At 61.0% G+C, this 20,491-nt stretch carries 18 protein-coding genes, 2 pseudogenes and 6 riboswitches; of the genes and pseudogenes, 13 read left to right on the top strand and 7 right to left on the bottom strand.

Annotated features, from left to right (window positions below; translation table 11 throughout):
* Window positions 1–285: 285 nt before the first annotated feature.
* From NE850_RS00480 to NE850_RS00470, 3 genes and pseudogenes are all read right to left on the bottom strand, one after another.
* Window positions 286–630 (bottom strand): annotated as a pseudogene (locus tag NE850_RS00480) (cation transporter); the annotation flags it as partial.
* 111 nt (window positions 631–741) lie between these two features.
* Complete coding sequence (locus NE850_RS00475) at window positions 742–981, bottom strand: hypothetical protein (protein ID WP_310698227.1); 240 nt, start codon at window positions 979–981, stop codon at window positions 742–744.
* 145 nt (window positions 982–1,126) lie between these two features.
* Window positions 1,127–1,603: pseudogene (locus NE850_RS00470) on the bottom strand (RNA pyrophosphohydrolase); the annotation flags it as partial.
* A 263-nt stretch (window positions 1,604–1,866) separates the two neighbouring features.
* Window positions 1,867–1,934: riboswitch (Fluoride riboswitch) on the bottom strand.
* A gap of 200 nt (window positions 1,935–2,134) precedes the next feature.
* On the opposite strand from NE850_RS00470, the gene NE850_RS00465 reads away from it, so the two are divergent.
* The 3 genes from NE850_RS00465 (at window position 2,135) to NE850_RS00455 (ending at window position 6,390) form a co-directional block, all read left to right on the top strand.
* Window positions 2,135–2,914, top strand: a complete 780-nt coding sequence (locus tag NE850_RS00465; RefSeq protein WP_310698226.1) for a universal stress protein — start codon at window positions 2,135–2,137, stop codon at window positions 2,912–2,914.
* 105 nt (window positions 2,915–3,019) lie between these two features.
* Window positions 3,020–3,082: riboswitch (Fluoride riboswitch) on the top strand.
* 147 nt (window positions 3,083–3,229) lie between these two features.
* Window positions 3,230–4,786: a MutS-related protein gene (locus NE850_RS00460; protein WP_310698225.1), complete on the top strand. Its 1,557-nt coding sequence runs from the start codon at window positions 3,230–3,232 to the stop codon at window positions 4,784–4,786.
* The gene (locus NE850_RS00455; RefSeq protein ID WP_310698224.1) at window positions 4,783–6,390 is read left to right on the top strand and encodes a MutS-related protein; all 1,608 of its coding nucleotides are present in this window, start codon (window positions 4,783–4,785) and stop codon (window positions 6,388–6,390) included. Before NE850_RS00460 ends, NE850_RS00455 begins: the two co-directional genes overlap by 4 nt.
* Window positions 6,391–6,483: 93 nt before the next feature.
* Here NE850_RS00455 and NE850_RS00450 read toward each other — a convergent pair whose 3' ends face one another.
* The 4 genes from NE850_RS00450 to NE850_RS00435 form a co-directional block, all read right to left on the bottom strand.
* A complete protein-coding gene (locus NE850_RS00450) occupies window positions 6,484–8,562 on the bottom strand; it encodes a dynamin family protein (RefSeq protein ID WP_310698223.1) in 2,079 nt (692 codons plus the stop codon).
* A gap of 14 nt (window positions 8,563–8,576) precedes the next feature.
* Window positions 8,577–9,305: a hypothetical protein gene (locus NE850_RS00445; protein ID WP_310698221.1), complete on the bottom strand. Its 729-nt coding sequence runs from the start codon at window positions 9,303–9,305 to the stop codon at window positions 8,577–8,579.
* Window positions 9,306–9,369: 64 nt separating this feature from the next.
* Window positions 9,370–9,440: riboswitch (Fluoride riboswitch) on the bottom strand.
* 80 nt (window positions 9,441–9,520) lie between these two features.
* Window positions 9,521–10,066 carry an inorganic diphosphatase gene (locus NE850_RS00440; protein ID WP_310698220.1) on the bottom strand — a complete coding sequence of 182 codons (546 nt, stop codon included), beginning with the start codon at window positions 10,064–10,066 and terminating at the stop codon, window positions 9,521–9,523.
* A 13-nt stretch (window positions 10,067–10,079) separates the two neighbouring features.
* Entirely contained in the window at window positions 10,080–10,550 is a 471-nt protein-coding gene (locus NE850_RS00435) for a hypothetical protein (RefSeq protein ID WP_310698219.1), read from the bottom strand.
* An 89-nt stretch (window positions 10,551–10,639) separates the two neighbouring features.
* A riboswitch (Fluoride riboswitch) is annotated at window positions 10,640–10,706 on the bottom strand.
* 124 nt (window positions 10,707–10,830) lie between these two features.
* Window positions 10,831–10,895: riboswitch (Fluoride riboswitch) on the top strand.
* Between the two features lie 172 nt (window positions 10,896–11,067).
* Between NE850_RS00435 and NE850_RS00430 the strand changes: the two genes are divergently transcribed.
* From NE850_RS00430 to NE850_RS00385, 10 genes are all read left to right on the top strand, one after another.
* Window positions 11,068–11,397 (top strand): DUF190 domain-containing protein, encoded by a 330-nt coding sequence (locus NE850_RS00430; RefSeq protein WP_310698218.1) that lies wholly within the window; start codon window positions 11,068–11,070, stop codon window positions 11,395–11,397.
* Window positions 11,397–11,933 (top strand): inorganic diphosphatase, encoded by a 537-nt coding sequence (gene ppa / locus NE850_RS00425; RefSeq protein WP_310698217.1) that lies wholly within the window; start codon window positions 11,397–11,399, stop codon window positions 11,931–11,933. The genes NE850_RS00430 and ppa overlap by 1 nt, the downstream gene beginning before the upstream one ends.
* A gap of 25 nt (window positions 11,934–11,958) precedes the next feature.
* Window positions 11,959–13,260, top strand: a complete 1,302-nt coding sequence (eno, locus tag NE850_RS00420; RefSeq protein WP_310698216.1) for a phosphopyruvate hydratase — start codon at window positions 11,959–11,961, stop codon at window positions 13,258–13,260.
* A 32-nt stretch (window positions 13,261–13,292) separates the two neighbouring features.
* The gene (gene eno, locus NE850_RS00415) at window positions 13,293–14,585 is read left to right on the top strand and encodes a phosphopyruvate hydratase (RefSeq protein WP_310698215.1); all 1,293 of its coding nucleotides are present in this window, start codon (window positions 13,293–13,295) and stop codon (window positions 14,583–14,585) included.
* 59 nt (window positions 14,586–14,644) lie between these two features.
* Complete coding sequence (locus NE850_RS00410) at window positions 14,645–14,998, top strand: hypothetical protein (protein ID WP_310698214.1); 354 nt, start codon at window positions 14,645–14,647, stop codon at window positions 14,996–14,998.
* Window positions 14,999–15,146: 148 nt separating this feature from the next.
* Entirely contained in the window at window positions 15,147–15,515 is a 369-nt protein-coding gene (locus tag NE850_RS00405; RefSeq protein ID WP_310698213.1) for a DUF190 domain-containing protein, read from the top strand.
* 50 nt (window positions 15,516–15,565) lie between these two features.
* A riboswitch (Fluoride riboswitch) is annotated at window positions 15,566–15,637 on the top strand.
* Between the two features lie 231 nt (window positions 15,638–15,868).
* Complete coding sequence (locus tag NE850_RS00400) at window positions 15,869–16,816, top strand: NADH-quinone oxidoreductase subunit H (RefSeq protein ID WP_310698212.1); 948 nt, start codon at window positions 15,869–15,871, stop codon at window positions 16,814–16,816.
* Window positions 16,817–16,820: 4 nt separating this feature from the next.
* Complete coding sequence (locus NE850_RS00395; RefSeq protein ID WP_310698211.1) at window positions 16,821–17,501, top strand: hydrogenase; 681 nt, start codon at window positions 16,821–16,823, stop codon at window positions 17,499–17,501.
* A 2-nt stretch (window positions 17,502–17,503) separates the two neighbouring features.
* Window positions 17,504–18,982, top strand: a complete 1,479-nt coding sequence (locus NE850_RS00390; protein ID WP_310698209.1) for a proton-conducting transporter membrane subunit — start codon at window positions 17,504–17,506, stop codon at window positions 18,980–18,982.
* Complete coding sequence (locus tag NE850_RS00385) at window positions 18,979–20,466, top strand: NADH-quinone oxidoreductase subunit C (RefSeq protein ID WP_310698208.1); 1,488 nt, start codon at window positions 18,979–18,981, stop codon at window positions 20,464–20,466. Before NE850_RS00390 ends, NE850_RS00385 begins: the two co-directional genes overlap by 4 nt.
* The last annotated feature ends 25 nt before the right edge of the window (window positions 20,467–20,491 follow it).

The raw sequence follows: 20,491 nt of genomic DNA, 5'->3' as shown, positions 1-20,491 counted from the left end.
GAAGCTCCGGGTTTGACCGGGATGAGCCGCCGCGCGGCGAGCGCGATCGTGGGGGCCGCGTGTGCGGCCTCCACCTGACCCGGCTGTTCAGGGGTCAAGGGGTTGCGTCAGGGATTGATGCCCGTCAGGGGCGAGACGCGGTACGCGGCTCGACGCGCAGCGCGAAAGCCCGGCCCGCAACGTGAGTGGAGGGAGACGTCCGATGCTGCGGGGCCGGTAATGTGCAGCGTTGCTTCAGCAGATACCGGGCACGTGACTTCCGGCGGGACCGGGTGACTCGACGGCGATCGCTATCGCTATCGATACGAGGGCCAGGATGAGGGCGGAAGCGAAGCCGGCGAGCTCGCCTACCTTGCCCGTGCCAAAGCTGAAAGCACGCTCGGCCGAGTGCCGCCTGGCGTAGGCGTAAGCTCCTGCGGCAGTCCCGAGCGCGCCCGCATGCGTTGCCATGTGGAAACCATCGGCAAGCAGCGCCATCGAGCCCGTCAGGTAACCGGCAACGATCTCTCCAACCATCATGATGAACGTAAGCGCGACGACTGATTGAGTTCGTCGCGCGTTTTCGTCATGGGCGCTACCTGGGAATGAACCGTTGCGTTTGCAAGGTGAAGTAGAGAGGCGGGTGTTCATAGACACTATTTTGAACGGTGCGAGCCGGGCGTAGAACCCGCCGTTGCACCGGTCGAAGCTGCAATTAAAGATTGCGTATCAGGCTAAGCGATCCCGCTCGAGGCATCGACTTTATTCATCGTCGACGTCGGCTAACTGTTTCGCGATTTGACTGGCCATATCGGCGGCGATGTCGAGTGCTTCGTCGGCGGGGGCGGCGTCGCAACTGCCTTTGTAGACGACGGTATCAGAGCCGGGTTTTGATGGATTGGGAGAGGACACCGAGACGACCCAAAGATAATGTCCATCACCGTCGCGCTCGACCGACGGGCGCAATAGTTTCCCTCCGGAAAGGATTGATTCAATTCTCATTAGTTCCACCTGCTGGGTATTCGCATTCTGGAGGCAATCGGTGACTGAGGCCTGCTCGTCGCGAGGTGGCAGACGGCACCCGCATTATGGAAACGGCCAGCGTTTGCCCTTGTCAGACGGCAGTGATTGCGCGTCGATGAAACGTCGATGGACGGCGCAGAAAGCGCGATAGTTCAGTCAGAGCAGCCATGTACACTCCCCTCTTGAACTCGACGACGCAGTCCACAGGCGACCAGTATTTTCTCCAGCTCCATCCGTCGAACTCGGCGTGATCGGTATTCCGTAGACAGATGTCGCCATCACTGCCGACCATACGCAGCAGAAACCAGATCTGTTTCTGGCCACGAAAATTGCCACGGTCGCCGCGCCGGAGGAACGACTCAGGGACTTCATAGCGTAGCCAGTCCCGCGTTCGGCCAATTATCTTGACGTGAGTGGGAAGAAGGCCAATCTCTTCATAAAGCTCCCTGTACATGGCTTCGACGGGTGTCTCTCCTCGGTCTATGCCACCTTGCGGGAATTGCCACTTGTGGTCGCGCACCCGCCGCCCGAGGAAGACGTCGTTGCGGGCGTTGACGAGCACAATGCCCACGTTTGGGCGAAAGCCCTCACGGTCAACCATAGGATCACCGGTATCACGGCAGGCCGTGAGACACGAAATTTCGTCACCGCAACGATTATCGTCCGGGCGAACACAACCGCGGCACGCAGCGTGTGTGCCGAAGATTGGGGCGCGTGTATAAAAGCCAGTCATCGGCCTGGCTAGGCACGTGCCATGCAATGAAGATTCGTGCGCTCGAAAGAGTTGGAACTCTGGCCTGAAGAACTCAAACCTTGAGGGAGGAAAAACGCAGCACGCAATGCCTTCCGTCCTTCTTCCCGCAAGGACCCACAGGCATCATCAGCTGACTTGCGTCAGCAGTTATCGGAGGCATGCCATCTCCCAGACACGCTAGTTTAGATCAAGGAGGTCGCGTGCGGCAAGTTGTCCGGAAAGGCGAAAGAACGGGGTTTCCAGGCGATTGGCGGGGCGATACGGCGCGCGGTCATAAGGTGGGCGGTTGTTTCCCGAGGACACGCATCGCACCGGCCAGCTTTTTGCTCCAGCACTGATCAAGCGCAGATGTTTGACACTTTCCTGCAGGAGGGAGCCATGGGTTACAAGGACATTCTGGTATTTCTCGATCCGGGTCGGGACACGGATCATCGCCTCGAGCTGGCGGCCACGCTTTGTCGCCGGTTTGACGCACGCCTGATCGGCGTTGACGTGTCGGCACAGGAGGCATTCAGTAACGAATTTGCAGAGCGCGCCTTGCGCCTTCAGGAGGTGTTCGAAGAGAAGCTGCATTCAGCATCCTTGGCAGGCGAATACCGCGTCGCTGAAAAGCGGACAACAAGCTGGAAGGACTTCTACGCGCATTACGCGGATCTTGTCGTCGCGTCGCAGCGCGGAACGAACGCTGCGGATACGACTGTAAGTGCTATCCCCGACGAAATTGTTGCGAACGCGGGTGTGCCCGTGCTGGTACTGCCGGTCAACTGGACGCCGGTCCCGGTCGGACAGAGCGTGGTTATCGCATGGAACTCCAGCAGGGAGTCCACGCGCGCGTTGCACGATGCCCTCCCGATGCTTCTTCACGCCACTCAGGTAACGGTATTCGAATACGCACCGCCATCTGATCATATCGACTCTGCGCCGCAACGCGTTCAGCAGTGGCTAGACCGGCACGGAATAGGTTCGGAGATTTTCACGTGGCCGGATGTCGACGACGCGAACGTCACCGACACCCTCTTCACGTGTATTGACCGGCAGCGGGCGGACCTGGTTGTCGCCGGCGCTTTCGGCCATTCGTCGTTTGCCGAACGCTTCTTCGGCAGTGTGAGCCAGGATCTGCTGCACAACTGGTCGATACCTGTACTGATGTCTCATTGAAGCGCGCAAATGCCGGTGAACGTTTCCGGCCGCTCGTGTTGCGTGTAGAGTTTGCGACGTCGCTCCTGTCTTGTTGTAAGCCGGAGTCCGTCAGCGTAAACTGTCTGCACAGCTGGAGATGGCATTCCTCCAAAACCGCCCTTCGGGGCTAATGATGCCTACAGGCCTGGGAACGGGTGCTGTAGGTGTGCGCGAAAAATCGCGTTTCCCCTTCGTGTGCCTGCGCCGCGTCCGCGGTGTTCCCGGTTCTCTGTTCGCCCAGCCTGGCTTCCTGTAAAAAGGGCCCGGCTGGCTGCGTGCGCTATGGCGTGCGCGATGAGCGCAGGGGGAAAGACAGTGGCATTCCACAGCATTCTCTTCGAGACGCCAGAGGATGGTCCTCCGTCCGGCGAGGTCGATCAGCCGGAATTTTTTGGTGACCTGAATCTGGACCAGTTTGTGCACGAGGCCACGCGGGGCTACGACGAGTACAAGCTGGTGCCGTTCTTCCGCACGGAGCTCACGCGCGAAGACGCGATTATCTTTCGGCACGAGGTCATGCGGGACCTTGACAACACCAACGTGTTCCTATCGATTCAGGCATTTGCTCTTGCCATGCGCAAGATGAGGGCAAGCCTTGAACAGGCCGAAAAGCTGTACTACCGGCGACAGAAGGAGTGGTGGTTCCATGAGGCGGCGACGCAGTACAGCCAGGCTGTCAGGGCATTCTCTGCCGGCTTGCGCGACGGGCGTCCCGCATCAAGGGGCCTGCATGCGTTCGATGCCTGGCTTCAGTCATACATTGGCTCGGAGGTGTTCACCGGACTCGAACGTGATCTCGAAGAGGTACGTACGGCGCTTGCCGGCGTGCGCTACTGCATACACATCAATGGTAATGCCATCACGGTCCTGAATTACGACGGCGAGTCGGACTACAGTGCGTACGTGCTGGGCATTTTTGAACGGTTCAAGCAGGGCGAGGTCAAGGACCGCAGCGTCGCGCAGAAGGACTACCCGGAGATGAATCACGTCGAGGCGCAGATACTCGACTTCGTTGCCGAACTTCATCCCCAGTCATTCGCGCTACTTGAAGGCTTTCGCAGCCGGTATGCCGGGTATCTCGATCCGACGATCTCGGCCTTCGACCGTGAGATCCAGTTCTATCTTGCGTACCGTAGCTATATCCAGCCATGTCGTGATGCCGGCCTGCCATTCAGCTATCCGACGGTTTCATCGTCGACCAAGGCGGTGCAATGCGAAAACACGTTCGATGTTGTCCTGGCTCACAAGCTTTGTGCCGACAAGGTCGCGGTGGTCTGCAACGACATGCGCTTGGACGGTGCCGAGCGGATTTTTGTGGTATCCGGACCGAACAACGGAGGCAAGACAACCTTTGCTCGCACGTTTGGCCAGCTGCATTACCTGGCAAAACTGGGCTGTCCGGTGCCGGGCCGGAATTCCCGTCTGTACCTCTATGACAGGCTTTTTGCCCATTTCGAGCGTGAAGAAAACACGCTAGACCTGCGTGGCAAGCTTCAGGACGACCTGATGCGCATGCATGGGATCCTGCAGCGCGCTACGTCCGGCAGCATCATCCTGATGAACGAAATCTTCAGCTCGACAACGCTGGCCGACGCATTGTTCCTGTGCCGCCGCATCATTGGCGAAATCGTCAGGCTTGACGCGTTGTGCGTCTGTGTGACTTTCATCGAGGAACTGGCGACGCTCGGCCCGCAGACAGTCAGCATGGTGAGTGAGATCAATCCCGACAATCCGTCAGCGCGGACCTTTCGAGTAAGACGGCGCCTGGCGGATGGGCGCGCCTATGCCATTTCAGTTGCTGAGCAATATGGACTCACCTACGATCGCCTGAAGGAGCGCCTCGCATCATGAAAGCCTATCTGCTGCATGAGGGGAAAGACTTCGACTGGCGCAGGGAAGAGTTCTGGAACGAACGCACACTGGTCCAGGATCTGGAACTGAATACGCTCTATAAGGTCATGGCTGCTGGCGACGAGTATCTTTTCGATATCGCGAAGAAGGTGCTGCCACTTAGTCTGTCCGACGTGGACGAGATTCTTTACCGGCAGGCAGTGCTCGGTGACTGCATCGCACATGAGGACGTTGCAAGGCAGATCTATGCGATCGCGGTGGAAGCAATTGCAGCCGAACGAAAGAGCTTCTATTGGGGGGTGACATCCTCGCCGAGTGGCATCCTGCATGGTGCCCGAGATCTTGTGCAGACGTTTTCGGGGATCCTGGAACGGCTTCGCAGGCTGGCTGACGATAACGTGGGCCGCTTTGAGTCCCCGGGCTTCAGACGGTTTTTCGCCATGCTGCGGGAGGAACTGACGGACGATTACTTCATCACCATCACGCGATGCCTGAAGGAGATCAGATTCAGTGGCGGCGTGCTGATCAGCGCGCGACCCGGACGGGGGAACAAGGGTGAACATTATGTGCTGCGCAAGCCGCACGAAAAGGATCCGAACCTTTTCAGGAGGATGTTTGCAAAACGGCCGCCGTCCAGGACGTTCCGGATTGCGGACCGGGACGAGAATGGCGCACGCGCACTGGGCGAGCTTGAGGCGCGAGGCATAAACCACGTCGCGAACGCGCTCGCGCAGTCCGCGGACCACATCAAGAGCTTCTTCTCGATGCTGTCCCTGGAACTGGGTTTCTACCTGGGCTGCCTGAATCTGCGCAATGAACTGGTACGTCGCGGCATGCCTGTCTGCTTTCCGGTTCCTCATACAGTGGGCGAGCGCAGGCATCGATACCATGGGCTCTACGACGTTAACCTCGCGCTGAGAATGGAACAGGCACCGGTTGGCAACGATGCGGACGCCAATGGCAAGGATCTTGTTGTTGTGACCGGCGCAAACCAGGGCGGAAAGTCGACCTTCCTGCGTAGCATCGGGATCGCGCAGATCCTGCTGCAGGCAGGCGTGTTTGTGGGCGCCGGAGAATTCGAAGCCAACGCCGCGCAGGCCATCTTTACCCACTACAAGCGGGAAGAGGATTCGTCGATGCGTGGAGGGAAGTTCGACGAGGAACTCCGGCGCATGACCGAGATCGTGGACCACATGGTCGCGAATGCGCTTTTTCTTTCGAATGAATCTTTCGCGTCGACGAATGAGCGGGAAGGTTCGGACATCGGGAGGCAGATTCTGGATGCGTTACTTGAGCATCACGTGAAAATCTTCTTCGTCACGCACCTGTATTCGCTGGCCCATGAGCTGCACGAACACGAAAAATTTCCATCGATGTTCCTTAGGGCGGAACGCCGGGACGACGGAGTCCGCACTTTCCGGTTGATTGAGGCGGAGCCGCTGCAGACGAGTTTCGGTCAGGATCTCTACCTGCAGATATTTGGAGAGGACGCCGCGCCCGAACCGGGTGCTATTGCCCCCGTCCCAGGTTCGCCAGGCGCTGGCGTGCCGGAGGACGCGCCCGCCGTGCCTGGCGAAGAGCAAAGTGTCGACGGGCGTCGGTAGCGTCCGGTCCGATCGCTGCCGTCCAGCCGGGCGGACGACTGCACGCGCCTCCTGACAGCGGGCGATTCGTCGTTGGCTGGGCTGCACGGTACGTCAGTTGAACTCGGCTGAAAGCAGCCTGGCGATGTCGCGATGCAGCTGGGTGGCAGCCCGGAGTGTCTCGGGGTCGTCCCGCTTCCGTGCGGCCTGAATGCGGACGATATGTTCGTCAAGTGCCTTGGTAAGGCCGGCAAGCGAGCGTCGCATCCATGTGTCGAGCAGATCAAGATAGGACGACAGTGATCGCCGGATGACCTCGGTCGAAGCGTTGTGAAGCAGGCTGTTGCGCGCACTCAGATAGAAACCCCAGCGACCGATCACCCAGCCGAGCGAGCGGGGCAACAGCGTGGTCGGCAACGGGCGGTCGAATACAAAGGCTGGCGCGACGTAGGCACCCGGTGGCAGTCCCGGTAGAAGCCGTGCTGCCCCGAGCGTATCCGCCGCGTGATGCAACGCAATGTTCGCCCGCGCGTGGAGTGATTCGAGCGTTCGGGTCGCTGTGCCTGCCAGCGCGAGCGCCCGTGCATTGGTTGCCAGTTCGACCAGGCGCGTCGCATCGAACAGCATTTCATGCGTTTCAGACCATAGGGCGGCAGCGTTGTGCGCAATCTCGTTTGCGAGGCCGGCCATCGTCCGGTCGAGCAACATGGCGGAATGTCTGGGCGAAGGATCCGCCGCCTGGATCGCGGCACGAATCGCGCTCAATGCGCCGATGATTTCGTCTACCTGTTCGCAGTCGTGTGTGACTGGCGAGCGCCACAGGAGCCGTATCTGCAGTGCGTCGAGGACATTACTTCGCAACGCGGCAAGCTGTCGACTGCGCATGGCAAGACGCTGCTCGCGGCATTGCGCGAGCGTGTCAGCGAACGGGCCGTCCATCCAGGCGCGCCGCCAGGGCGGGTCGTCTTCACATGTACTGATCAGGTATACGGGGACGTCGAGGTGAGTGCTCTTCCAGAGACCACGTACGACGTGGTCATAGATACGCCACCGGTCGTCGGCTTCGACGAGATCAATCTTTGTTACCAGCACGGCAACGCGCGCGCCGCGATTGCTGAGCTGACGTACCAGTGCGGCTTCGCGCAATGTCAGCGGGGCGGTCGCCGATATGAGCACGACGGCCAGGTCGCACCAGGGGGCCGTCGTCGGGCCGCCCGGCGTTGAGTCCCATACGTCCCAGTCTACCCCGGGCGTATCGATGAGCGTGATTCCACTGGCCAGCAGTTCGGCAGGCGCTTCAAGCACGATGCGCGTGACATGGCGCGCGTTTGAATTGTTGTAGTGGTCGTCGACGAACTCGGCTATACGGCCCGGTTCGATGGGTTCTGGTTTTGCCGCGACAAATTCCACTGTGCCTTTCGCTGTGCGACCGCGACGGACTTCAACTGGTATCGTGGTTGTCGGCAATGCGGCCACCGGTAGCAACGCGCTGCCCAACAGGCTGTTTATCAGCGACGATTTGCCGGCACTGACCGCGCCGAAGAAGCCGACGACGATGTCTTCGGATGCCTGGTGATGCGAGAAATCGATCGTGCGCCGGTGGAGTTCACCCAAACCGTGTGTGGCTGTAATGCGCTCCAGCTCCATCACGAGAGCCGGGACGGACGCTGCTGCGTCGACCGGTTGCTGCGACATGGCTGGCACGCCGCCAGTCGGGGCCGATGATGCACCGGCGACGTCCCCCGCAAGCGACGCCTGTACGCTTTCGAGGAGCGCCATCAGGTGAGCCACGAGGCGGTTAGCTTCCTCTTCGAACTCATCGGGGAGGCCATGGGCAGTGAGGGTGGGAGAAAGACTGCCGATGCGAGGGTCGAGTTCAGACACCGAGAGTATCGCTTCGCTGATACGCAGCCGGCAGGCGTTGATGGCACCGGTTTCCGGAGCGGGGAGCGTGATGCCGTGACGCTCGACAATCGTACACATGGCTGCGCGTACCTGATTCAGTCCATCCAGCATCATCTGATGCTGGACCGGAACGCCGTCAGCGACTCGAGACGGAAATGGGGAGCGGTGCGCAACAGGATCGAGATAATGCAATGCATCGGTGAGGCAGGTGTCGATGCGGACGAATGCCTCACCGATCCGCCTGGCATAGTCGGACGGGAAGGCGGAATGCTTGTGGTCGCGTAGCATGGATGTCTCGTTGTCTAGCCGCCATCGAAGGTTGCGAGTATTTCGCGCCAGCCGCTGCACCAGCCGATTGCTGCCACGAGCGCGCCCCGGTCGGTGTCCGCATCGGTGCCGCGGCTGTCCCAGCGAAAGGCGTGTTCAAATTTCGCGAGGTGTGTGCAGATGCTTTCGACGGTATCCCGATGAAATTGCATCGGAATTGATCCGTCGTGTTCCAGCTCATGAAAGAGATGTGGCCGGCAACGTACGGGACTATCGGTGTCGGCGCATTGTCCGCAGACATGCGGCAGCCATCCGTCGCGATTGTCGGTCGCGAAGGCTCGCGCGTTGGCAAGGTCGCGGCCCTTTGCCAGCCGTTCGGGTGGGGCGTTTCCTGCCGAGTCCGGCCCATAGCCGAGCCCGCACATGTGGCATGGACCTGATGAACGCAGCCTGTGTCGCGCAAGCGCTGCTGGAACGAGCCTGTACAGGCCATCTCCGCCCAGCACCCGCGCGGCGCGGCGCAACAGTTCGGTGTACAGGATCGTGCTGCCGTGGATGAGATGCGGACGAAATGCCGCTTCGACGACAAAAAATGCCAGCGCATGTCGAGGGCACATTCCCCAATGGTCGTAAAGACGTGCCCGAACGTCGGCGTCCATGATGCTGCCCTGGATGAACCACCAGAGAAAATCGACCTCGCCGTCTGAGAGCATCAGTGCGGCGTGTGGTCCGGGCGCAGGATCATCGTGGCTGGCGCGTTGCACTGTCGTCGGGTACTGGAAAGACACAAGCCTGGACAGGCAACGGCATGACCCGCAGCTCCCTCCAGGAACTGTAGGCATCATCAGCCGCATGTGATATGCGGCGGTTCAGGGAGGTATGCCATCTCCCGAGGTGACGACTTCATTCTAACGACCGTGGCGGGCGTCGGCAACGCGTCCGGTATCCTGATAGCGAACGAAGAATTGCGTTTATGTGATTACTCTGATGAAGCAGATGCTTCGCGCCATTTCGCAATCGACTGCAGCAGTTCGCCGTTTGCATCCTCGACGGATCCCCAGTGCTCGAAACGGGACCAGCGGCCGGGTTCGAGCACCTTGTAATTCACGAAGAAATGGCGAAACTCGTGCAGCAGTGGTTCTGGCAGATCGTCGAGCGAGCGGCTTCTTGTGGTGGACGTGCACACGCGATCCACGGGTACGGCGATCACCTTGGTGTCCGGCCCGCGCTCGTCGGTCAGATGCATGGTGCCGAGCGCGCGCGCCTCGACCACCGCGCCGGGAACGATTGGGAACGGTGCAACAACCAGCGCGTCGAGCGGCCGTCCGTCCGGCGCAAGGGTGTCCGGAATAAAGCCGTAGTTCGCCGGATACCGCATGCTTGTCATCATGAACGTCTCTACCCGCAGGCGGCCGGATCTTGGGTCGGCCTCGTACTTGACTGGTTCACCGAACGCCGACATTTCGATGATCACGTTAAACGAAGCCGGAACATTGCTGCCCGCGCCGATACCGTCGTAGTCCATCTGGAAGCTCCCGTCAGCTACGCAACGTCGCGATGAGTCGTTTGGGATGCAGCAGCAGTCCGAGAGCGTCCACCGCGTGATGGACGACGACATCGGCCGCCTGCAGCGCGTCGCCGGCCAGACCCTCGGTACCCACTACGGCGATACCGAGCGCTGCCTGCCCGAGCATCAGGGCATCATTGCGCCCATTTCCGACAGCCACAACCTGTTGCGCGCCGAGTCGCAGCACGTACTCGCGTTTAGCCTGTGCCTGTCCGCTGGCTGGCAGACAGACTACCTCGGCCGGGCACCCGCGCAGATGCTCGCGGGCATCGCCGTATGTGTTTCCCGTCACGATGTGGAGGTCAACTGTTCGGATGAGGGCTATGAGCTGTGCTTCGACGCCGTCGAGCAGCCGGCCGTCGACCGCCAGCGTACCGTTGTAGTCGAGCACAAGATGCCGCAGGTTCAGCGTGTGGTAACCGGGAATCTCGATTGAGATCATTCGTCTCTCCTGTCAGCGGCACACAGAAAAATGCGCCGGCACGGGTCGAACGGGGGAGAGAACGCGCCCCACAGCGACCCGGGTGCCGGACAGCTGCAGGCATCATCAGCCGGGCGTCGCCGGCGGTTGGCGGAGAATGCCATCTCCGTAGATCAAACTGCTTTCACTGTAGCCAAACTACCGGTAATTCGCAACGCGGTTTTTGCGTGTGATCAAACCCCCGCGGCAGCAAGTTCTGGTGCGCCTGCGGCAGTAGTCGCCGCCTATGCAGCGTGCTAAGATAGAAAAAGGAGATGGCATTCTCCTTTAACTGCCCCATTGCGGGCTGATGATGCCTACCGGTTCCTGGGTCAGGACGGCGTAGGCATGTCAAGGCGTTCCGCCGCCCAGGTTTGTAAATTCACGAATCTGGTTTTCCAATGCGATCAGTTTTATTTCCCCGTCGGGCAATGCCTGACGTGCGTGCACGCATGTCTTCATCTGTCTGGACGCGCCGGTCGCGGATGCGGAGGTACGTATGAAAGGCAGTCAGCTTACCGTTTACGCGGCGAATCAGAGTCATCGCGTCGAGCACATGACAGTAGTCGAATGGCTGCTGGATGAGGCAAAGCAGATGGGCATAGTGGGTGCCACTGTCGTTGAAGTTGCCGAAGGAGTGGACGCCAAAGGTAAATTTCACGCAGCCCGATTCTTCGAACTGACGGACCAGCCGGTCGCGGTGATGGTGATTGCTGACGATGCGAAGATCGACGCGCTACTGGCAAAGCTGCGCGACGCCGGTATCCGTCTTTTCTATACTCGCGCACCCATCGAGTACGACACGCTCGGCGCAGAGGGAGGCCAGTGATGGATTTCAACGCCATTCCTGCGGGCGAAAACCTGCCGCTCGAAGTCAATGCAATCATCGAGATTCCTGCGCAGAGCGAACCGGTGAAGTATGAGGCCGACAAGCAGTTCGGAATCCTTAAGGTTGACCGGATCATGAGCGCAGGTATGCGTTATCCGGCCAGCTATGGCTTTATTCCACGCACGCTCGCGCGTGACGGGGATCCGATCGACATCATCGTGATCGCACCGTTTCCGTTGGAACGCCTGTCGCTGATTGCCTGCCGGCCAGTCGGTCTGATGAACATGACAGACCAGGCGGGGCCGGACGAGAAGGTGATCGCCGTGCCGGTCGACAGCGTCTGTCCCGCGACGCGCAATATCAAGGAGCTTGCAGACGTCGGCGAATATACGCTGAATCAGATCCAGTTCTTCTTCGAGAATTACAAGAAGCTCGAACCGGGGAAATGGGTGCAGTTCGACGGCTGGGCTGATATTGACGCGGCATACGAAGCCATTCGCAGCGCCGTGGCTGCCTTTCATGATGCCCATCCCTGAATTGAAATCCATTCCCGGAGTTGCAATGAGCAAACACGCGGTAATACAGGCCATCTCGGCCGACGAAATCCTTGACTCGCGAGGTAACCCTACGGTCGACGTCACTGTCACGTTGAGCAACGGCGTGACGGCTAGTGCCTCCGTACCTTCGGGAGCGTCGACGGGCGAGTTCGAGGCAGTCGAACTTCGCGACGGCGACCGGGCGCGGTACGGCGGTAAAGGTGTGCTGAAGGCCGTCAAGCATGTCAACGGCGAGATCGCATGGGCGCTGAACGGGATGCTGGTGAACGACCAGCGCCGTATCGACGAGAAGCTGATCGAGACGGACGGCTCGGACTCGAAGGGGGTGCTGGGTGCCAATGCGATCCTGGGTGCGTCGCTCGCATGCGCGAAGGCGGCGGCGCTCGAGACCGGGGAGCCACTGTTTCGCTATCTCGGCGGAGCCAATGCGCACGTGCTGCCGGTACCGATGTTCAACGTGCTTAACGGGGGAAAGCACGGCGACGATGGTCCGGACGTGCAGGAGTTCAAGCTGGTGCCGCTCGGCGCGCCGACGTTTCGGGAAGCTCTGCGCTATGGTGCCGAGACGTATCACGCGCTCGGAACGGTACTGGCAGAGGCTGGCGCGTCGACCAACGTGGGCGACGAGGGCGGTTACGTACCCCAGCTGCCATCTAACGCCGCAGCCATGGACCTCATCCTGAAAGCGATCGAGCGGGCAGGGTATCGGCCCGGCGAGGATATCTCGATCGGTCTCGATCCCGCTGCCAGTTCCTTCTACAAAGAAGGGCACTACATCCTGGCCCGCGATGGCAAGACGCTTACGTCGGAGCAGATGATTGCGTACTGGTCTGACTGGGTGAACCGCTATCCGCTGGTGTCGCTTGAAGATCCGCTGGCCGATAACGACTGGCATGGATTTGCGGCGTTGACGAAGTCGCTTGGGGGCCGGGTGCAGGTGGTGGGCGACGATCTTTTTGTGACTAACCGCAAATTCCTGCAACGCGGTATTGATGAGCACTGCTGCAACAGCATCCTCATCAAGCTTAACCAGATCGGCACCGTGACCGAGACACTCGATACGGCCCAGCTCGCGTTTTCGGCCGGCTATACCTGCCTTGTTTCACACCGTTCCGGAGAAACGGAAGACACCAGCATTGCGGATCTCGCCGTCGCGTTGGGCTGTGGCCAGATCAAGTCGGGGGCACCGGCGCGTGGCGAACGTGTCGCGAAGTACAACCGGCTGCTCGCGATCGAGCGCATGCTGGGAGACGATGCCCGCTTCGCCGGCCGCAGCGCGTTCCGGCAGCTCCCCCAGCAGGCCTGAACGTTGACGCCTGTCAGAAGGAGAATGGGGCGATGTCCAAATCCGCGTCGATCACGAGTGTGACGGGTGAAGAGGTACTGGACTCACGGGGCAATCCGACCGTTCAGGTTACCGTGGTCCTGAACGACGGGTCGCTCGCCAGTGCGGCCGTGCCTTCAGGTGCGTCGACCGGGAAGTCGGAGGCCCTGGAGCTGCGGGATGGCGATCCCGCCCGATACGGAGGAAAGGGCGTCCTGCGGGCCGTCCGGCACGTCAATGAGGTGATCGCATCTGCACTGGTCGGGCTACCCGCCGACGATCAGTGGCGCATCGACGCGACCCTGATCGAACTAGACAGCACGGACTTCAAGAGCCGCCTCGGGGCCAATGCCACGCTAGGCGTATCGGTTGCCTGTGCCCGGGTGGCGGCACAGGTGTGCCGTCTTCCGTTGTTCCGGTACCTTGGCGGCGATGAGGCACACGTGCTACCCGTGCCGATGCTGAATGTGCTCAACGGTGGTAGCCATGGGAACGGCGGTCCTGACATTCAGGAGTTCATGCTCGTGCCGCTCGGCGCACCGACGTTCCGGGAAGCCATCCGGTACGGCGTCGAGACGTATCATGCGCTCGAAGAACTGCTCGTGGAGCGCCACGCGGCAACGAACCTCGGCGACGAAGGCGGCTTCGTGCCGCAGTTGCCGTCCAACGCGGCGGCGCTCGATCTGCTGATGCAGGCCATCGAGCGTGCCGGCTACCGTCCGGACGAAGACATTGCGCTCGCGCTGGACCTTGCCGCCTCCGGCCTCTGGCAGGATGGCCGGTACCGCCTCGAACTGGAAGACCGTAGCCTGGACGCTGCGGAGATGATGGAGTTGTGTCGGGAGTGGTCGATGCGCTATCCGATCGTTTCAATCGAAGATCCGCTCGTGGATACGGACTGGGATGGCTACGCACAACTGACAGGCGAGCTCGGCGAACAGATCCAGATAGCAGGGGACGACCTCTTTGTCAGTAACCGCGCATTTCTGGTGCGTGGCATTGCGCGGCGGTGCTGTAACTGCGTGATCATCAAGCCCAACCAGGTGGGGACCGTCACGGAAACGCTGAACACTGCACGCATGGCGCTTTCTTCCGGCTATTCGTGCATGGTGGCGCACCGTTCGGGAGAGACGGAGGACACCAGCATCGCCGATCTCGCCGTTGCATTGAACTGCGGACAGATCAAGGCGGGTGCACCGGCGCGGGGAGAGCGGGTTGCAAAATACAACCGCCTGCTCACCATCGAGGGCGCGCTTGGCGAAGCGGCGGAGTATGCCGGGCGCGCCGCGTTCGATCGGCGACGATAGGCAGCGGGCCGGAAAAACTTCAGCGCGATGCGGTGTGCCGCTCCTGGCAGGAGAAGCAGATGGACAAGCAATCGAAGCCGATTCATGACCGGAGCCTGTTTGATGCCGTACTGCTCTGTCTGAAGGCGCTGGATGGCGACGCGCGGGAAGCGAATCTGTTTGGCTACCCGGCCGTGTTCCTCGGACGCCGTATTGTCCTTTGCGTTTACGGGAGGGGCATTGGAATCCGTTTGCCGCCACACTATGCTGCAGACCTCATTCAGAGTGGTCGGGCGTTTCCGTTCCAGCCGTACGGGCGTTCGGTCATGCAGGAGTGGGTCGAAATCCACGTGCCGCCCGAGCGCGTCGACGAGATGGTTCCGGTGTTCATCGAGGCGGCTCGCTTCGTCAGGGAAATTGATCCGGATAGCTGAGGGTGCGATCGAGAAGTTCGGGTATGAAGTTTGCTGCTGTGCGTCAACCACGGGACCGCGAACCGACTAATATTCAGATACGAGACGCGTCAGCCTGAGGGCCTGTCGTCTGTACGACGACGTCCTGGCGTCGCGAGAGGAGGCAAACATGAATGGCTATCAGCTTACGTTCTACACCGAGCAGAGCAGGCACCACGGTCACCATACGATCATCGAATGGCTCCTCCGGGAGGCAAAACAGCTGGGCATTCACGGGGCAACCGTGATCAACTGTGCGGAGGGAACCGGGCATGCCGGTGCGCACCACGCAGCCCACATGCTCAGTCTGGCGGAGCAGCCTGTCCAGGTCATTCTCGCCGTCAGCGAAGATGAGGCGGACAGGATGCTGGAGGCCGTGAAGGCGGAGCATATTCACGTTTTTTTCACCCGTTCGCCGATCGAGTTCGGCTTGCTCGGAGATGACATGGCAAAAGAGCCGGGGAAGCATTTTTCACTCCTCGGCCGGCGTACCCATTAGGCTGATTTTTCGGCCTTGCGCGTTGCGGCGGGTTTTGTATACTCACTGTTGACGCAAGCGGAGATGGCATTCTCCCTTAACCGCCGTATGTATTCCGTACGGCTGATGATGCCTGTCAGTCCCCAGGAAGCCGGGGCCGGCAGGCATTTTGTCGGCTCGTATTGATGAGCATCCCGGGCATGTTACTGCCAGAAAAAAGCGAACAACATGGGATGCAGTGGCGAGTCGCGACAGCCCGACCCCGATAGCCCCGATCACCCGAAACCTCCGCGACGCAGGTGCGTTCTGTCGGGAAGAGGCCTGTGGGCGCGCAGGCCCGGACCGATGGATACCGGTCAGGCGGGAGCGTGGCTATGACCGTGCGAGACATCGTGCTGCAGATCGCCCAGGTCATCACTGTGCTGGCGCTCTCCCCGCTCCTGCAGGGCGTGATCCTTCAGTGGGAGGAGCGCGTGCAGCGCGGCCGCGGTCCGGGGATCTTTCAGCCATACCGTGACCTGCGCAAGCTGTTCTGCAAGCAGATCGTTGTTCCGGACACCGCTTCCTGGATCTACTGGTGCGCGCCCGTGGTTGCGTTCACCTGCATGATGACGGTGCCGATCCTGATCCCGGTACTGACCGACTTTCCTTTGCCGCTTTCCGATATGGGCGACATTCTCGGGGGCGGTCTCATCCTGACACTCGGCTCGTTTGCAATCGTGCTGGCGGGCCTCGACTCGGGCAGTGCGTACGGCGGCATCGGTTCGAGCCGCTCGGTCATGCTTGGCATCCTTGCCGAGCCTACGCTGATTCTCGTACTCGTCGGGATCACTTTGCTCGCGAAGTCGATGTTGCCGTTCGTGGTCAACCATCTGCTGGTCCAGCAGCCATCGGTTTACTGGAGCCCGGCGCACCTCTTTCTCGTGTTCGCATTCTTCGTACTGTTGCTGGTCGAGACCGATCGCCTGCCGATTCATTCAAGCACGCATATCGAGGTCTACATGATCGAGGAGGCGCGCATTCTCGAGTATTCGGGGCCATTGCTTGCGCTGCTCAGATGGGCGTCGATGATGAAGCAGTTCATTCTCTACACAATCTTCTGCAACGTGCTGACGCTGCCCTGGGGGCTCTCACAGCACGGTACGCCGCTCGGCGTGCTGGGCGCGGCCGCGGGACTGTTCCTGCGGATGCTCATCGTCGCGCTCGTCGTCGTGCTGGTGGAAACCGCACAGTCGCGGTTGCGCTTTTTTCGTTATCAGGAGCCGCTTGCCGCTTCATTCATGCTCGCGGTGCTTGCCATTGCCGCCAACCAGCTACGGTGACACGATGCTCCTCGCCCATCTGAGCCCGCTTGCCGCGTCGCTTTTCAGCCTGCTCGCGATCGGCAGCCTGCTGTTCGCCTTCGTGATGCTCGGCTCACGCTGGCTGAAGGATTATCTGCTCGCCTTTACAGGAGAATCATGGCTGATAGCCGCATTGTCCGGTGCCGTCGGCTATTACGGCAACTATCACGAGCTGTATCTCGTGGCCATATTGACGGCTTTCTTCCGCGGGCTGGTCTTGCCATGGCTGATCTGGAGGATCATTTCGCGGCTGGCGGTCGAACGGGAACTGCACGTCTCGTTGCAGCCCAGTTCGTGTCTCGTACTCGGTGCGCTGCTGGTGCTCTTCGCGTTCGTCGTCTCGAACCATCTGGGCAACGCGCTCGGTCTGGGCGGCACGGTGGTGGTACTCGCGCTGACGGTCATGCTGTCCATGAAGCTCATCGGTTTTCTGATGCTGGCCGTGCGCCAGGAGGCGATCAGTCAGGTGCTCGGGCTGCTGGTGCTTGAGAACGGCATCTTTCTGGGGTCCCAGATTCTGGTGCCCGGCATGCCGCTGCTGATCGAGCTGGTTCTGCTGTTCGACCTGCTGGTGATCGTGGTCAGCTTCGGTGTGCTCGTCAGGTATCTCGTTGCACACGTGGGCAGCACGAGCAGCCGCGAACTCAGGCGACTGGTGGGGTGACCATGACCGAAGCCCTGCTCGCCCTCATCATATTGGCGCCGTTGCTTGCCGCTGTTGTTTCTGTCGTGAGCCAGCATGCACGGGTAGCGGAATTCGCGAACCTTATTGCGTCGCTCGTGTGCGTGGCCGTTGCGCTCTGGCTGGTCGCACACATCAACGGTACGCTGACTTTCGTGGATCGCTACGTGCTTTTTGACCCGCTTGGCGCGTGGACGCTGGTCTGCACATGCATCGTCTACGCGCTGGCTTCCATCTATGCGATCGGCTACATGCGCCTGCTCAAGGAAGAGCAGGCCCGCCTTCCGGGTTTCTACGCACTCTTTGCGCTTTTCGCCGCCACGATGATCTGCGGACCGCTGATGAACAACGTCGGCGTCTACTGGATTGCGATCGAGTTGACGACACTCGTCAGCACATTTCTGGTCGGATTCGAGCGTGGAAAGGAGTCGATCGAGGCGGCCTGGAAGTACATCATCGTCGTGTCAGCCGGCATCAGTCTGGCCCTGCTTGGGACCGTGCTGTTCTACTGGGCCGGCAGTCTCGTGCTGGGTCCCACCTACGACATGACCTGGGACACGTTGCGGCACGCGGCGCCGCGCATGAATCCGGTCCTCACGCAGACTGCATTTCTGCTGGTGCTGGTGGGCTACGGGACGAAGGCAGGGCTCGCCCCGATGCACACGTGGCTGCCCGACGCACACAGCGAAGGGCCGGCGCCGGTGTCGGCCATGCTGTCGGGTGCGCTGCTGAATACAGCGATGCTCGGCGTCGCCCGGTTTCTGACCGTCACCGATGCAGTGAATGGATCCCTTGTCCCGCGGACGGTACTCGTGGCGTTCGGCGCGTTTTCGCTCTTCGTCGCGGCGCTTTTCATCGTGCGCCAGCAGGGCATCAAGCGGCTGATGGCCTATTCGAGCGTCGAGCACATGGGCGTGCTGGCGCTCGGTCTGGGTTTCGGCGGACCGCTCGCGATTGCCGCTGTGCTCTACCACATGCTGAACCATTCGCTGAACAAGTCGCTGATGTTTTTCGGCGCCGGCAACGCGATGAGAATTTATGGCACCAAGGAGATCGACGCGATACGGGGCGTGTGGACGCGATTTCCGGTGACCGGCGCGCTGTGGCTGGCGGGGGCCGTTGCTATCACGGGGGCGCCGCCCTTCGGTCTGTTCCTCAGCGAGCTCACGCTCATGCGCGCGGGATTCGAGACCGCCAACGCGTGGGCGGTCATCGCGATGCTGATTCTGCTGATCGTGATTTTTATCGGCTTCCTGAACCATTTCCGGGCGATGTACTTCGATGCGCGCACGCCACCCCAGTCGCCGCTTGCGGCCGGCCACGACGCGAGGCTGAGCGCGTGGATGACAGTGCCGATGTGGCTTGCGCTCGTTCCGGTGTTCGTGCTCGGAATCTGGTGGCCGCAACCGCTGTGGCATTTTTTCGAGGCTGTCGCGACCGATCTCGGCGGAGGTGCCCGATGAAAAACTGCGAGTACCAGAAGGTGGAGGTCGCGGACCTGAAGGCTCGCACCGAGCGGCTGCTGGCTGATGGCGGCCGGATGCAGGGGCTGTACGCATGGTATCCGTCTGCGTCGCATCCCCAGCTTCGATATGTGGCGACCCTGCCGGGGCAGGCGCGATTTGTCGGATGGTCGGTTGACGTCGGTAGCGCCACGATTCCGAGCCTCGCAGCGGTATGTCCGTTGCTAGGCTGGCATGAGCGCGAGATTATGGAGATGAGTGGCGTGGCCTTTTCGGGACATCCGGAGCCCGAACGGCTCGTGACGGCATTCCTGCCACCCGGCGAACGCGGCCCGCTTGAACCGGAGGGCGCCACGCGGGAGAGCGCGGCAGCCGGTCTGCCAGCGCCGTCGTTGCCGGCGGTGTCGGGCAAGCATGTCCAGCTTCTGCCGTTCGGGCCGGTGCGCGCCGACGTGCTGGAGTCGGCCCAGTTCATCTTCCTGTATCTCGGCGAGGGCATTCTTCACTACCACCCGAACCTGTTTCTCAAGCATCGCGGCATGGAAAAGCAGTTCGAGGGCATGGAGCCGGCGTTGGGCGCGCTGGTAGCGGAACGGGTGGTCGGTATCGACACGGTGGCGCATTCGTTAGCCTATGCACAGGCGGTCGAGGATGCCGCGGACTGCGAAGTGCCCGGGCGGGCTGCGTGGTTCCGGCTGGTCGCAGCTGAGCTCGAGCGGATCTACAACCATCTCCATTATCTCGGCCACCTGTGCCATACCACGACGCTCAAGGTCGGCGAGGCGCAGGGGAAACTGCTGGAAGAGCGGGCCAAACAGATCAACGCCCGCGCGAGCGGGAGCCGCTTCCTCAGAAGTCTGATCTGGCCGGGGGGCGTGCGGCGTGAACTGGACGTCTATGCCATTGCCGAAGGACTCGCCGCGCTGAAGCCACAGGTGGAGCAGTACATTGCGCTCATCGAGCGGACCACCAGTCATCTCGACCGGCTGATCTCCACGGCGCCGCTGAGCCAGCAACTCGCGTTCGACCAGGGCGCGACCGGCCCGATCGAGCGCGCATCGGGAATCGACCGTGATCTACGGCGCGACCATGCCTATGCGGCGTACCGGACACTACAGCCGACCGTGGCTCTGGCGCAGGAGGGCGATGCGTTCGCGCGCATGAGGGTGCGTATTGCCGAGCTGAGGGCGAGTATTGAACTGATAGAGAAGGCGATCGCCCATGGTGTGCCCAACGGTCCTCTGCTTGCGTCGTGTGCACCGGCTGCGCAGACGGAAGGACTGGGCTGGGCGGAGTCGTCGCGCGGCACGGTGCTGTATGCGGTTCATCTCGACGGCGAAGCCCGGCTCGCACGGGTCAAGATCAAGTCGCCATCGTTCTCGAACTGGCGCGTTTTTCCGTCGACGGTCCACGACAGCAACATGATGGACTACGCGATCAACGAGGCCAGCTTTGGCCTCACGATTTCGGGGTGCGCGCGCTAGCGCCCCCCAACGAGTAGCGAGGACA

Source organism: Paraburkholderia sp. USG1 (assembly GCF_031570135.1).
GTDB lineage: Bacteria > Pseudomonadota > Gammaproteobacteria > Burkholderiales > Burkholderiaceae > Paraburkholderia > Paraburkholderia dioscoreae.
This window is presented reverse-complemented; position numbering and strand designations above follow the sequence as displayed.